The 14,319-nt window shown below is 64.1% G+C and carries 13 protein-coding genes; 5 read left to right on the forward strand and 8 right to left on the reverse strand.

Annotation, left to right across the window (positions count from 1 at the left end; genetic code table 11):
* Positions 1-204 precede the first annotated feature (204 nt).
* From AC1DSF_RS24640 to gltS, 3 genes are read left to right on the forward strand one after another with little or no spacing between them, the layout of a single operon-like run.
* A complete protein-coding gene (locus AC1DSF_RS24640; protein WP_478183613.1) occupies positions 205-2,202 on the forward strand; it encodes a transglutaminase TgpA family protein in 1,998 nt (665 codons plus the stop codon).
* Between the two features lie 53 nt (positions 2,203-2,255).
* Complete coding sequence (gene mltB / locus AC1DSF_RS24645) at positions 2,256-3,350, forward strand: lytic murein transglycosylase B (protein WP_478128236.1); 1,095 nt, start codon at positions 2,256-2,258, stop codon at positions 3,348-3,350.
* Between the two features lie 43 nt (positions 3,351-3,393).
* Complete coding sequence (gltS, locus tag AC1DSF_RS24650; protein WP_478128237.1) at positions 3,394-4,608, forward strand: sodium/glutamate symporter; 1,215 nt, start codon at positions 3,394-3,396, stop codon at positions 4,606-4,608.
* A 1-nt stretch (position 4,609) separates the two neighbouring features.
* Here the strand turns inward: gltS and AC1DSF_RS24655 are convergent, their stop codons facing one another.
* Positions 4,610-5,575 carry a metallophosphoesterase gene (locus tag AC1DSF_RS24655; protein ID WP_478128238.1) on the reverse strand — a complete coding sequence of 322 codons (966 nt, stop codon included), beginning with the start codon at positions 5,573-5,575 and terminating at the stop codon, positions 4,610-4,612.
* Positions 5,576-5,684: 109 nt separating this feature from the next.
* Here AC1DSF_RS24655 and AC1DSF_RS24660 point away from each other — a divergent pair, with 109 nt between their 5' ends.
* Positions 5,685-6,713: an HAD family hydrolase gene (locus tag AC1DSF_RS24660; RefSeq protein WP_478183614.1), complete on the forward strand. Its 1,029-nt coding sequence runs from the start codon at positions 5,685-5,687 to the stop codon at positions 6,711-6,713.
* Here AC1DSF_RS24660 and AC1DSF_RS24665 read toward each other — a convergent pair.
* Positions 6,710-7,117 carry an SRPBCC family protein gene (locus AC1DSF_RS24665; RefSeq protein ID WP_478183615.1) on the reverse strand — a complete coding sequence of 136 codons (408 nt, stop codon included), beginning with the start codon at positions 7,115-7,117 and terminating at the stop codon, positions 6,710-6,712. The two genes, AC1DSF_RS24660 and AC1DSF_RS24665, sit on opposite strands and share 4 nt — an antisense overlap.
* A gap of 131 nt (positions 7,118-7,248) precedes the next feature.
* Between AC1DSF_RS24665 and AC1DSF_RS24670 the strand changes: the two genes are divergently transcribed.
* Positions 7,249-8,571 carry an HD domain-containing protein gene (locus AC1DSF_RS24670; protein ID WP_478183616.1) on the forward strand — a complete coding sequence of 441 codons (1,323 nt, stop codon included), beginning with the start codon at positions 7,249-7,251 and terminating at the stop codon, positions 8,569-8,571.
* 25 nt (positions 8,572-8,596) lie between these two features.
* Here AC1DSF_RS24670 and AC1DSF_RS24675 read toward each other — a convergent pair whose 3' ends face one another.
* The 6 genes from AC1DSF_RS24675 to AC1DSF_RS24700 form a co-directional block, all read right to left on the reverse strand.
* On the reverse strand, positions 8,597-9,304 hold the full coding sequence (locus tag AC1DSF_RS24675; RefSeq protein ID WP_478183617.1) for a hypothetical protein: 708 nt from the start codon (positions 9,302-9,304) through the stop codon (positions 8,597-8,599).
* Positions 9,305-9,373: 69 nt separating this feature from the next.
* Positions 9,374-11,104, reverse strand: a complete 1,731-nt coding sequence (locus AC1DSF_RS24680) for an ABC transporter substrate-binding protein (protein ID WP_478128243.1) — start codon at positions 11,102-11,104, stop codon at positions 9,374-9,376.
* A 93-nt stretch (positions 11,105-11,197) separates the two neighbouring features.
* A complete protein-coding gene (locus AC1DSF_RS24685; protein WP_478128244.1) occupies positions 11,198-11,506 on the reverse strand; it encodes a DUF2160 domain-containing protein in 309 nt (102 codons plus the stop codon).
* A gap of 13 nt (positions 11,507-11,519) precedes the next feature.
* Positions 11,520-12,332 (reverse strand): carbohydrate ABC transporter permease, encoded by an 813-nt coding sequence (locus AC1DSF_RS24690; RefSeq protein WP_478128245.1) that lies wholly within the window; start codon positions 12,330-12,332, stop codon positions 11,520-11,522.
* The gene (locus AC1DSF_RS24695) at positions 12,329-13,222 is read right to left on the reverse strand and encodes a carbohydrate ABC transporter permease (protein WP_478128246.1); all 894 of its coding nucleotides are present in this window, start codon (positions 13,220-13,222) and stop codon (positions 12,329-12,331) included. Before AC1DSF_RS24695 ends, AC1DSF_RS24690 begins: the two co-directional genes overlap by 4 nt.
* A gap of 25 nt (positions 13,223-13,247) precedes the next feature.
* Positions 13,248-14,318, reverse strand: coding sequence for an ABC transporter ATP-binding protein (locus AC1DSF_RS24700; protein ID WP_478128247.1), 1,071 nt, complete (start codon positions 14,316-14,318; stop codon positions 13,248-13,250).
* Position 14,319 lies beyond the last annotated feature (1 nt).

Here is a 14,319-nt window from a genome sequence, read left to right on the forward strand (position 1 = left end):
GCGCGGACCCCACGAAAAGCGAGCACCGCAGGTTGCCCGTAGCGCAGCGAAGGGACGCCCACAGCAGGGTCGCCTTTCTTTTGCTTCCTTTTCTTTGGCGAAGCAAAGAAAAGGAAGTCGCCCGCCGGGGCGAGTCCCGGCCCCCACCCCCAAAACCGCATACATCAACAGCAACACCCCCACCCGGCGGAAGCCCCCCCGCCCATGACCCCCCTCCCATCCCTCCAGTCCCTCCCCAGAGAAACCCGAGACACCCTCTTCCTCCTATCCGTCATCACCCTCATCCTCCTCCCTCAAACCCCCAACCTCCCGTGGTGGTGCACCCTCCTGGCCGCCATAGTCCTCATCTGGCGCGGCACCCTGGCCATCCAAGCCAAGCCTCTGCCGACAAAGTGGTGGCGAGCCGCCCTGTTGGCGCTGACCCTCATAGCCACTTTCTCCACTCACCGCACCCTCTTGGGCCGCGACGCAGGCGTCACCCTCATCGTCATCCTGCTAGCCCTCAAGACGCTTGAGCTGCGAGCCCGCCGAGACGCCTTCGTGATCTTCTTCCTGGGCTTCTTCACGATGCTCACGAACTTCTTCTATTCGCAATCGCTCCTGACAGCCTTCGCGATGCTGCTGGCTCTGCTGGGCCTGCTGACGGCGCTGGTCAACGCCCACATGCCCGTCGGCAAACCCCCGCTGTCGCAAGCCGCGCGCACTGCAGGCTGGATGGCGCTGCTCGGTGCACCGATCATGCTGGTGCTGTTCATGCTGTTCCCGCGAATGGCCCCCCTCTGGGGAACGCCGACCGACGCAATGGCCGGCCGCACCGGGCTGTCGAACACCATGCGCGTGGGCGCGATCGCGCAACTGGCGCTGGACGACGGCATCGCCGCACGCATCAAGTTCGACGACGGACGCCTTCCGCCACGCGCCAGCCTCTACTTCCGCGGGCCCGTGCTGTCGGAATTCGATGGTCGTGAATGGACGGCCCAGTCCCCTTTCATACGCCGGCAAATGCCTCTCAACCTGCGTGTGCAGGGCGAACCCTCGCGCTATGAGGTCACGCTGGAGCCTTCCAGCCGGCCCATGCTGCTGACGCTCGATGCCACGCCGACCCGGCCGGACCTTCCCGGCTTCGAAGTCTTCGGCACGTCCGATCTGCAATGGGTCACGAACCGACCGCTCACCGATCTCGCGCGCTATCGCGCCGAAAGCTTCACGCAGTTCGAGTACGGGCCGGCGCGCCGCGCGGCCGCCTTGCAATCCTTCGTGGCGCTGCCCCGAGGGTCGAATCCGCGCACTGTGGCGCTCGCAGCGCAGATGCGCAACGACCCGGCCCTGCGCGGCGCTTCGACGCAGGCCTATGTCCAGGCCGTTCTGCAGCGGCTTCGCACGGGCGGCTATTCGTACACGCTCGAACCCGGCCTCTACGGCGACAACACCGCCGACGAGTTCTGGTTCGACATCAAGGCGGGCTTCTGCGAACACATCGCGTCGGCATTCGTCGTGCTGATGCGCGCGCTGGACATTCCGTCGCGTATCGTCACCGGCTACCAAGGCGGCGAGCTCAATGGCGTGGACAACTACTGGATGCTGCGCCACAGCGATGCACATGCCTGGGCCGAGGTCTGGCAGGAAGGCACGGGCTGGGTCCGTGTCGACCCGACCGGCGCGATATCGCCCGACCGGGTCGGCCAGTTCCGGCGTCTCGTGGCGCAGCCGGGGCTCATCGAAGGCGCGTTCGAAGTCGTGACTCCGAGCCTTGCGCACAACCTTCGCGCCGCGTGGGAAGCCGTCAACAACGGTTGGAACCAATGGGTGCTCAACTACACGCAAAGCCGCCAGCTCGATCTTCTGAAGAACCTCGGATTCGAAGCGCCAAGCATGCAGGACCTCATCATGGTGCTGCTGGTGCTGATGGTGGCGGCCAGCGTGGCCGGCGCCGGCTGGACCCTGTGGGAACGCAGCCGGCATGACCCCTGGCTGCGGTTGCTGGGCCAGGCGCGCGCGCGCCTGAAGCAGGCGGGCATCGATGTGCCGGAGACTGCACCACCGCGCCAGATGGCGGCACGCCTGACCGAGCACTTCGGTGCGAATGCACAGGCGGCGCATGACTGGCTGCTCCGGCTCGAAGCGCAGCGTTATGCCAAGACGCCAGGCGCCGGGCTGTCGGCATTGCGCTCCGAGTTCCGCCGACTGTCGTGGCCGCGCTGAAACCGCATGTGAAGTTTTCCGGCGCACGCCACGTGAACGGCACAATGCGCGCCATGCCTCGCCCTCTGACCGTCACTTCGGCCCTTTCCCTCTCCGTTTCCCTGACCTTCTCGGCCGCATTCGTCACTTCGATACCCGCTTCCGCGGCGCAGGGGGTGCACAAGAAGGCCGCCACTGCCGCCCAGAGCGGCATCCCTTACGCCACGCGCACCGACGCGATGCAGTTCGCCGACGAGGTCGCCGATCGCCGCAAGCTCGATCGCCAATGGGTGCGCGCCACCATCGGCAGCGCCAAGCAACTGCAGAACGTCCCGCGCCTGATGCTGCCCGCCCCCGTCGGCACGCCAAAGAACTGGTATGCCTATCGCGGCCGCTTCATCGACCCGGTGCGCATCTCGGCGGGCGTGCGCTTCTGGCGAAACAACGCCGACACGCTCGCACGTGCCCAAGCACAGTTCGGCGTGCCGCCAGAAATCATCGTCGGGATCATCGGCGTCGAGACCATCTATGGACGCAACATGGGCAGCTTCCGCGTCATCGACGCGCTGGCGACCTTGTCCTTCGACTTCCCGCAGGCGCATCCACGCGCCGCCGAGCGGCAGGCCTTCTTTCGCAGCGAACTCGAAAGCTTCCTGAGCACCGAAAGCCGCACGGCTGAAGATCCATTGGCGCCGCTGGGCAGCTACGCCGGCGCGATGGGCATGCCGCAGTTCATGCCGAGCAGCATCGCCAAGTACGCTGTCGACTTCGACGGCGACGGGCGCATCGACCTGGTCAACAACCCCGTCGACGTGATCGGCTCGGTGGCGAACTATTTCAAGGCCTTTGGCTGGCAACCGGGCATGCCGCCCATCTTTCCAGTGAGCTTCGACGAATCGCGACTCCAGAAAGCGGTGCTGCTGGCGCCGGACATCGTGCCGACCTTCAGCGCGGACGCCTTCGTGGCGGGCGGCGCCGTGCTTCAAGGTGAGGCACTCAGGTTCAAGGGACTGCTCGCGCTCATCGAACTGCAGAACGGCGCGGAAGCCCCCAGCTATGTGGCCGGGACACAGAATTTCTACGTGATCACGCGCTACAACTGGAGCAGCTACTACGCGATGTCCGTCATCGAACTCGGACGCGAAGTGCGCGCCGCAATGGATCAGTGATTTCTCTCTGTGGCGGACATCCGCCTCCGGCCGGAGCACGCACTTGCCACAAGAATTCCATCTCGATGCCTACGTCAGTTTCACGCTCGCGGTCTTGCTGCTCTTCGTCGGCAAGGCGTGCACGCGCCGCTTCGAACTTCTGCGGCGCTACAGCATTCCGGAGCCCGTCGTGGGCGGGCTCGTGTGCATCGCCGTCGTCAGCCTGCTTTTCCTCGCCTTTGGGCTGAAGGTCGATTTCCAGCTCGGCGTGCGCGACGTCCTGCTGCTGTATTTCTTCGCGGCGATCGGCCTTGCTTCGGATGTGCGGACCTTGAGCAAGGGCGGGCGACCGCTGGCGGTGCTGCTAGGGCTCTCCGCGGGCTACATGGTGATGCAGAACCTGCTCGGCATGGCCGTCGCGACCGGCTTCGGACTCGATCGGCGCGCGGGACTTCTGACGGGCTCCATCTCCCTCACCGGCGGCGTCGGGACCACTCTGGCGTGGGCTCCGCATTTCGTCAGCGACCTGGGCATCGGCAACGCGGAAGTCATCGGCCTGTCCGCCAACATGGCGGGGTTGATTGCCGCATGTGCGATCGGCGGGCCGCTCGCTGCCTACCTGATGCACAAGCATCGCCTCGTCTCTTCGTCCGAGGCCACTCTGGAGCCGGGCGCCCACTACGAGGACGAGAACCGCACCCGCCTGGACTACAACAGCGTGCTGCTCGCGCTGCTCTGGCTAAACGTGGCGTTGATCATGGGTCGCGGCATCAGCGACCTGATCGCGATGACAGGGCTGAGATTGCCTGCATTCGTCGGAAGCCTGGTGGCCGGCATCCTGGTGCGCAACCTCACGGCCTTGTTCACTGCGCAAAAGGGCCAGTTGTGGCACTGGGACCGCATGCGCGCGGGCGTGTCCCTGATCGCCGACATCTGCCTCGGCGTCTTCCTGACGATGGCGCTGATGGGCCTGCAGCTCTGGCAGATGCACGGCGTTGCGCTCTTCGTGCTGACTGCGGTGGTGCTGCAGGTGATCATGGCGGTCGCCTTCACCGTCTTCGTGGTCTACCTTTGCATGGGGCGCGACTATGAATCGGCCGTCATCTGCGCCGGCTTCGGCGGCATTGCACTCGGCTCGACCGCGACGGCCATCGCCAACATGAGCGCCGTAGCGCGTGAACACGGCCCGGCACCACGCGCGTTCGTGGTCGTGCCGCTGGTCTGCGGATTCTTCATCGACCTGGTGAATGCCTTCGTGATCGGCTTCATGGCCCGATGACTCAAGGCGCCCTGTGCAGCCGGTGCAACGCAATCTCCGGCGGACAGTTGAGCCTGACGTCGACCACTGACGAGCCGCAGCCCACCGAGGTGTAGCCGACCATTCCTTGATGCCGCCACGGACCTCGCGCCGTGAAGCGTGGTACGTCAGCGTCGGTGAGGATGGGTATGCCGCCCGGCAGGCAGATCTGTCCGCCGTGCGTGTGGCCGCTGAGCATCAGGCTGATGTCGGCGTGCGCCGCGAGCCGATAAGGCTCCGGCGTGTGCGAAAGCAGGATCGCGCAGGCGTCCGGCGCGATGTCGGCAGTGGCCTTGTGAAAGTTATGCGTTCGAAAGTAGTGCGCATCGTCGATGCCGGCCAGCGCGAGCGCATCACCATCGCGTTCGATACGCACCGCTTCATTCATGAGCACGCGGATGCCCAGTTCCTCCATGCCTGGCACCATGCGAATGGAGTCGTGATTACCCAGCACCGCGTAAACCGGCTCGCCCAGGTGAGGCCGCAAGCGCGCCAGCGCCTGGAGTGTCGGCGCATAAGGCCCGAAGCTCCGAAACCGGAAGTCGCCGGTCAGCACGCAGACGTCATGGGCCACGCCGCGCAGACTTTCGATCAAGCGCTCCAGATGGACTTCGCTCATGTCGATGTGGAGATCGCTCAGGTGCAGCACCCGGAAGCCCTCGAAGGCCGCCGGCAGACGCCCGAGCCGGACCTCGTTGTCCCGTACTCGGATGTCCAATACATTGCGCCGGCCGCGCGAGCGCAACCCCGTCATGTTGAGCCCGAGGCGGATCATGCTCTGAAAGGAGAACCACTTCTGCAGATGGAAGTAGCGCGTGCTCCGCCGAACGCTGAGAGCCTCATGCTCGCCTTCCAGGCCCAGGCGTTGGTGGAGGTGCGCACGACCGATCCGCGCCTCGAGCACGGCAAGATCCCTGCGTTCTTCTTCGCTGCAGTCGGAAAAGTTCATGGCCAGTCGACTTTACCTGCGCGCCGGGACTTGCGCGGGGACGTAGTTGTCGGGCTAGCGTTGAAGGCGGTCCATTCACATAATCCGTTCACCTGAACCAGGAGGCGCCGTGCGATCCACCTTTGCAGATCAACGACTTCAATCCAAATGGCTGTTGGCGCTTTATGCGCTGATGCTGCTGTTCACCGGCTGCGCATCGATCAAGCCGGATCCGCTTCCCTCGTGGAACGAAGGCAGCACCAAGCAGTCGATCGTCGCCTTTGTCGCCAAGGTCACGGCGCAGGGCTCGCAGGATTTCGTGCCGCCACCCGAGCGCATCGCGGTCTTCGACAACGACGGCACGCTCTGGGCCGAGCAGCCGATGTACTCGCAGGTGTTCTTCGTCTTGGATCGCGTCAAGGCGCTCGCGCCGCAGCATCCGGAGTGGAAGACGACAGAGCCTTTTGCGTCTGTGCTGAGAGGCGATATCAAAGGCGCAATGGCGGGCGGCGAGAAATCCATCCTCGCGCTGGTGGCGGCCACGAGCACCGGCATGTCGAGCGCCGAGTTCGATTCGCTGGTGCGTGACTGGATCGCAACGGCGAAGCATCCGCGCTTCAACCAGCCGTACACCGCGATGGTGTACCAGCCAATGCTCGAACTGATGGCCTACTTGCGCGCAAACGGCTTCAAGACCTTCATCGTCTCAGGCGGCGGCATGTCCTTCATGCGGCCTTGGACCGAAAAAGTCTATGGCGTGCCGCCCGAGCAGGTGGTGGGCAGCAGCGGCAAGACGCGTTTCGAGGAGCGAGGCGACACGCCGGTGATCATGCGCTTGGCGGAACTGGACTTCATCGATGACGGCCCCGGCAAGCCCGTCGGCATCCAGACGCACATCGGTCGCCGACCCATCTTCGCTTTCGGCAATTCAGACGGTGACCTGCAGATGCTGCAGTGGACCGCTGCCGGCCCGGGCGCGAGCTTCATGGGCATCGTCCATCACACGGATGCGGCGCGAGAGTGGGCCTACGACAGCCCATCGAGCGTCGGCAAGCTCAGTCCACCGACACTCGACATCGCGCGCGCCAAGGGCTGGACCGTTGTCGACATGAAACGGGACTGGGGCGTGGTCTTCCCGTTCCAGGCCGCAAAGAACTAGCGGCGCTGCTCCACGTGACGGGCGAAGTTGTCCAGGATGGCTTGCCAACCTTCGCGTTGCTGCTCGATCGGATAGGTCGACTCGCTATCGAAGGTCACACGCACTTTCACGCCATCGGTGCCCTCGGCAAACTCGACTTCGCCGGTGCGGTCGCCGAATGAATATTCGATGCGTGAATGCGGCACGATCTTGGTGTAAGTGCCGGCGAAATCGAATCCCATGCTGCCGTTTTTCGCCTCCATGCGCGAGGTGAAGGTGCCACCGACGCGCAGATCGACCGTGGCAGCAGTCGTGTGCCAGTCGTAGGACGCGGCGTTCCATTGCTTGATGTCTTCGGGCGTCGTGTAGGCGCGCCAGACTTCGGCAATGGGGGCGGCGATGGTGGTTTCTACAGTGATTTTCATAAGGACTCAAAGGATTGGGTTGGTCTCGATCAGTCCGAATCGCATGCAGCGAATTCGCGGCCAAGATCATAGGGGCAGCCCGTCAGCCCCGGCACGAGATGGACGGGCCGGCCGGCGGCACAATCAGCCCGATGCAAAGCCCGCCCTCCCCCGACGACGATGACGCCGCCGCGCAAATCGTGCGTTTGCGCGCTGCGTGGGCCGGGGCCTGGCGGGCGCTCGGCAGCGACGCACCAAGCGATGCCCTCCTCTCGCAATTGCTGGCCCGCTACGCCGAGCCGCATCGCCACTATCACTCGCTCCACCATCTGGACGAATGCCTGCGGCTTCTGGAGGCTCACCGCGCGGCAGCCGAGCGGCCGGCGGAGGTGGCGCTCGCACTCTGGTTCCATGACGCGATCTACGACGTCAACCGCCACGACAACGAAGCGCAAAGCGCCGCCTGGGCCGTCGAGGCGTTGACCGCTGCCGGTCTGCCCGGCGAGGTCATCCGCAGGGTGCATGCGCTGGTGATGGCCACGCGCCATGATGCAGTCCCGGAGGGCTGCGATGCAGCGCTGCTCGTTGACATCGATCTCTCGATCCTGGGCGCCCCGCCGCCGCGGTTTGCGGAATACGAGCGCCAGATTCGCGCGGAGTACGCCCACGTCCCCGCACAGCAATTCGAAGAGCGACGGCGCGCCATCCTTTCTCGTTTTCTCGAACGACGGCCGCTCTATGTGACGCCCGGACTCCGCGCCGAACGCGAGGCGCAGGCGCGCGCCAACCTCCAGTCCGCCATCGACGCGGCGGCAAACCGAGCGCCAACCCCGGCGCCATCTGTGGAGGCGTTGCTGGCGCTCGCCATCCAGCAAGTCAACGCAGGAAATGGCGCGCAAGCAAGAGCACTTTGCGACCAGGCATCGGCAGCGCACGGACCTCATCCTGCGGTTCTTCAGTTGCTCGCGCTGCTCGATCTGCAGAAAGGCGACATCCCCGAGGCGCAGGAACACGTCAGGCAAAGCCTCGCGATGCGCCCCGCGCACGGACCGACGCTCGCACTGGCCGGAGACATCGCGCGTGCAGCCGCCGCACCTGAAGAAGCGTTGGCCCTGTTCGAGCGCGCTCATGGCCTGCAGCCCGATCGCCCCGAACGCCGTCACGCCGTCGGTGCCGCGTGGTTCGAACTCGCGCTGAAGCGTCAGGACGCCGGCGATCTTGCCGGCGCTGCCGCCGCCCTGCGAAGTGCGCTGTTCCTGCTGCCGCACTATGCGGAGGCGGAAGTGAATCTAGGCATCGTGCTGCAGGAAAGCGGCGACATGGACGGCGCGATGCAAGCCTATGGCCGCGCCTATCGCGTGCGCGAAGACACCTTTGGTCGCATCGCCCATGCGCTGGGCGCAGCGAGCACAGGACAGCTCTGGCTCGACCTCGACGCACTTCGCACCGCACTGCGCGACACGCCCGCCGCCTGACCCGACTCTTCAGCTCCTCAGGTCCTCAAGCCCGATCCCGCTTGGATCGATAACCCCTGCGATAGACGCCAGGAGCGGCCATGATCCCGGCCGACACTTCGTTGTAGCGTTCAATGTGCTGCGGCGACATGGCTTCGCACACCAACGCCGGAACCTCGCGCCGCACGGGATAGCACTGGGCCACTGGCGTCCCACGCGGGAGTACGCCGCAGAAGTCGGGCTCGGTCCACAGGGCCGGAAAGTTGATTCCGATGTCGATGAACTTGTCCGAGTCGACCATGCCGGTGATCAGCCGAAACGGCAGATCATCGCGATGGACCGGATGCACCACCATCAGCGACCAGTCCGCCTCGAGCTCGATGGTCCAGAAGCTGTTGAACTTCAATGCGGAGCGCCCTTCATGCGAAAAGGGAGAGCCTTCGATCTGCTCCGGCACATGAAAGCTCAAAGGCGCGCGCGGATGCGCAGCCGAGGCCAACGGCGGCAAGGGCCAGTCCCAGCTGAATTGCATGCGCTCCACATGAACATCGCAAGGCAGCAGCATCAGAAAACCATGCGTCATCGCATCGACGAAGGGCGGGCACTGCTTCACCGTCCGCACGGCGCGCTGATGCACGGCCGATGGCACCCGCGGCGGCATCGTGCGCAGCCAGTCGGGCAGCATGGCGTGCGCCGGCACCGGGCGCGGCAGCAGCTCGATCAGCGCCGGGTCGCAGCGAAAGGTGATGTTCATGCGCCGGAAGGATATGCGCTCCGCCGATCTGCGCAACCGGCGGAGTGACAGCTCATGCGGGGCGCCGCTTCAGCGGACCCGCCCATCCCTCCACGCACCCACGAGCTTGTCGTAGTTGATGGTCTCGCCCTGCGGCTTTTCGTTGGCGAGCTTCTTCCACGGCGCGCCCTTGTCGCTCAGCCACTTGTCTGGCGACGACTTGGGGTTGAGCTTGGGCGCGCAGTGCGCCATGCCTGCGCGCTGCAGGCGCGCCATGACGTCGTCCATCTCGCTCGCGAGGTTGTCCATGGCCTGCTGCGGCGTCTTTTCGCCGGTGACTGCGACCGCCACATTCTTCCACCAGAGCTGCGCGAGCTTCGGATAGTCGGGCACGTTGTTGCCGGTCGGTGTCCACGCGACACGCGCAGGACTGCGATAGAACTCGATCAGGCCGCCATACTTCGGTGCGTTCTGCGTGAAGTAATCGGAGCGGATGTCGCTGTCCCGGATGAAGGTCAACCCGACGATCGACTTCTTGAGCGACGTCGTTTTCGCGGTCACGAACTGCGCATAGAGCCAGGCCGCCGCGGCCCGGTTCGGATCGTTGGACTTGAGAAAGGTCCACGATCCGACGTCCTGGTAGCCGTTCTGCATACCCTGCTTCCAGTACGGGCCGTTGGGTCCAGGCGCCATCCGCCACTTCGGCGTGCCATCGGCGTTCACCACAGGCAGCCCTTGCTTGATCATGTCGGCCGTGAACGCGGTGTACCAGAAGATCTGCTGCGCGATCTGGCCTTGCGCGGGCACCGGGCCGGACTCGCCGAAGGTCATCCCGGTGGCTTCCTTGGGCGCGTACTTCTTCATCCAGTCGATGTACTTGGTCAACGCATAGACGGCGGCAGGCGAATTGGCGCCGCCGCCGCGCTCGACCGATGCGCCAACCGGCGTGCACTTGTCCGCCGCCACGCGGATGCCCCATTCGTCGACCGGAAGACCGTTGGGAATACCGACATCGGCCTCGCCCGCCATCGACAGCCATGCATCGGTGAATCGCCAGCCAAGCGAGGGGTCCTTCTTGCCATAGTCCATGTGGCCGTAGATCGGCTTGCCATCGATGGTCTTGACGTCTTCGCTGAAGAAGGCGGCGATGTCTTCGTAGGCGCTCCAGTTCAGCGGTACGCCGAGTTCATATCCGTACTTGGCCTTGAACTTGTCCTGCAGGTCCTTTCGCGCGAACAAGTCGGCGCGGAACCAATACAGATTGGCGAACTGCTGGTCGGGCAATTGGTAGAGCTTGCCGTCGGGCGCCGTGGTGAAGCTCGTGCCGATGAAGTCCTTCAGGTCGAGCCCCGGATTGGTGTATTCCTTCCACGGCCCCGCCATCTGATCGGTAAGCGACAGCGCTGTGCCATAGCGGTAGTGGGTTCCGATGTGGTCCGAGTCGTTGATCCAGCCGTCGTAGATCGACTTGCCGGACTGCATCGAGGTCTGCAGTTTCTCGACGACGTCGCCTTCCTGGATGATGTCGTGCTTCACCTTGATGCCAGTGATTTCCTCGAAGGCCCTGGCCATTGTCTTTGACTCGTACTCGTGCGTCGTCAGCGTCTCGGACACTACGGCGATTTCCTTCACACCCTTGTCCTGCAGCTTCTTGGCCGCGTCGATGAACCATTTCATTTCGGCCATCTGCTGGTCTTTGCTCAGGGTCGACGGCTGGAATTCGCTGTCGATCCATTTCTTGGCCTCCGCCTCTCCCGCCCCGGCGCTCTGCATGGCGAATGTCGCCGCGGCCAGAGCCAATGCTGTGTAGCGAATCTTCATGAGTGTCTCCTCGATGGCGCTTCCCGGTTCTGGAGGAGTCGGCTCCGGGAAAGCGGAGAGCCGGTCCAGTTGAAAAAGGGAAAGGTCGACGCGTCAGCCCTTGCGCATGATCAGTCCGACCACGAGCATGGACAGCACAAAGCTGATCCAGATCGACGGCTCTTCCTCAAGGCTCATCCATTCCTGGAACTTGCCTGCGAGGCCGATGAAGATGAGATTGATATAGGCAGCAGTGAGCAACCCGATGAAGAGCCGGTCGCCTCGCGTTGTCTCCAGCGGCAGCCAGCCACGGCGCAAGGTGGTCGGCGACTTGAGTTCCCACACAGTCATGCCGACGAGCATCAGCGCAATGCAGCTGAAGAAAATGGCCACCGGTGTGGTCCAGACCATCCAATCGAACATCGCACTCTCCTTGTCAGACGCGGCCCATCGCGAAACCCTTGGCGATGTAGTGCCGAACGAACCAGATCACGATGGCGCCGGGCACGATGGTCAGGACACCCGCCGCGGCCAGCGTCGCCCAGTCCATCCCGGCGGCACTCACGGTGCGCGTCATGGTCGCGACGATCGGCTTGGCATTCACGCTGGTCAGCGTGCGCGCCAGCAGGAGCTCCACCCAGCTGAACATGAAGCAGAAAAAGGCCGCGACGCCGACGCCCGCCTTGATCAACGGCAGGAAGATCGTGAGAAAGAAGCGCGGGAACGAATAGCCGTCGATGTAGGCCGTCTCGTCGATCTCCCGCGGAATGCCGCTCATGAAGCCTTCGAGAATCCACACCGCAAGCGGCACGTTGAACAGCAAGTGCGCCAGAGCCACGCCCAGATGCGTGTCCATGAGGCCGACGGTCGTGTAGAGCTGAAAGAACGGCAGCAGGAAGACCGCCGGCGGTGTCATGCGGTTGGTCAGAAGCCAGAAGAAGACGTGCTTGTCTCCAAGGAACGAATAGCGCGAAAACGCATAGGCAGCCGGCAGCGCCACCGTGAGCGAGATCACGGTGTTGATGCCTACGTAGATGAGGCTGTTGATATAGCCCGAATACCACGACTCGTCCGTGAAGATGCGCTTGTAGTTCTCCCACGTCAGGTGCTGGGGAAAGAACGAGAAGCTCGAGAGGATCTCCTCGTTCGTCTTGAAGCTCATGTTGATCATCCAGTAGATGGGCAACAGCGCGAAGACGATGTACAGCACCAGAAAGAGGCTGCGCTTGCGCAGGCGGTCTTCGCTCATGGCGCCTCCTCGGCGGTGTCGTGCGTGCCGACACGCAGCATCCAGTTGTAAAGGACGAAGCACAGCAGCAGGATGATGAGGAAATAAATCAGCGAGAAAGCCGCCGCTGGCCCGAGATCGAACTGACCGACAGCCTTCTGCGTGAGGTATTGGCTGAGGAAGGTGGTCGCATTGCCGGGCCCGCCGCCCGTCAGCACGAAGGGCTCCGTGTAGATCATGAAGCTGTCCATGAAGCGCAGCAGCACCGCGATCACCAGCACGCCGCGCATCTTCGGCAGCTGGATATAGCGAAACACCGCGAACTTGCTCGCCCCGTCGATGCGCGCCGCCTGGTAGTAGGCATCGGGTATCGAACGCAAGCCGGCGTAGCACAGGAGCGCCACGAGAGGCGTCCAGTGCCAGACGTCCATCAGCAGCACGGTCAGCCAGGCGTGCGTCGCGTTGCCCGTGTAGTTGTAGTCGATGCCCAGCTTCCGCAGCGCATAGCCGAACAGGCCGATGTCCGCCCGGCCGAAGATCTGCCATATGGTGCCGACCACGTTCCATGGAATCAGCAGCGACAGCGCAACGATGACCAGCACTGCCGACGAACGCCAGCCGGTGGACGGCATCGACAGCGCAAGGCAGATGCCGAGCGGGATCTCGATCAGGAGCACCGCCAGCGAAAAGCCGAGCTGGCGCAACAGCGCTTCATGCAGTTCGCTGTCGCGCATGACGGAGGCGAACCATTCGGTGCCCACGAAGACTCGGCGGTCGGGCGAAATGATGTCCTGCACCGAGTAGTTCACCACGGTCATCAGCGGGATGATGGCCGAGAAGGCCACGCAGACCAGCACCGGCAGCACGAGCCACCAGGCCTTCTGGTTGATCGGTTTATTGATTCCGTTCATGTCGAAGCCTCCGGTTCAGCTCGCTTCAGGCCACCAACTCTTCGTCGCGATAGAAACAGGTATGGCGGCCCACCACGGCCAGCCAGATCGGCTCGCCGGCCGATGGGACCCGCGTCTCCAGCCCGAAGCGGGCTTTGAGCGTGTGGTCGCCGACGGCCGCGCTCAACATCAGGTGCGTTCCGACGTCCTGCACGCGTGCGACCGTGGCCATCAGTGCCCCTGGCGAGTGGGGTTCGGCCAGCGCGACGTACTCCGGTCGAATGCCGATCTTCAGTGCGCCCTCAGGAAGTTCGCGTGTCGCCTGCAGCCTCGCGCCCGCAATGTCGAGAACGCCGCCCGCGCTCAGTGCCGGCAGGAAGTTCATCCCGGGCGAGCCGATGAAATGACCGACGAAGGTATGGGCCGGCCGCTCGAAAAGCGCTTCCGCACTGCCGATCTGCACGGCCTTGCCGCGCGTCATGACCACAACTTCCTCGGCGAAAGTGAGCGCCTCAACCTGGTCGTGCGTGACGTAGATCAACGTGAGCTTGAGTTCGCGATGAATCTGCTTGAGCTTGCGACGCAGTTGCCACTTGAGGTGCGGATCGATCACCGTCAGTGGCTCGTCGAAGAGCACAGCCGACACGTCGCTGCGAACGAGTCCGCGCCCGAGAGAGATCTTCTGCTTGGCGTCCGCGGCAAGGCCAGCCGCGCGCTGGTTGAGCTGCCCGCTCATGTCCAGCATTTCCGCGATCTCGCCGACGCGCTTGCGGATCTGCTCTGCGGGCATGTTCCGGTTGCGCAGCGGAAAGGCCAGGTTCTGTGCCACGGTCATCGTGTCGTAGATCACCGGGAACTGGAACACCTGCGCGATGTTGCGTTGCTGGGGCGTCTCCAGCGTCACGTCGCGGCCGTTGAATTTGACACTGCCCTTCGACGGCGCGAGCAGGCCCGAGATGATGTTGAGCATCGTCGTCTTGCCGCAGCCCGAGGGCCCAAGCAACGCGTAGGCGCCGCCGTCACGAAAGCTCATCTTGAGGGGCAGGAGCGCATAGTCGCTGTCCTGCGTGGGGTGGGTACGATAAGCGTGGGCGAGATCGAGGTCGATGCGAGCCATG

The organism is Variovorax sp. 01N429, assembly GCF_056399425.1.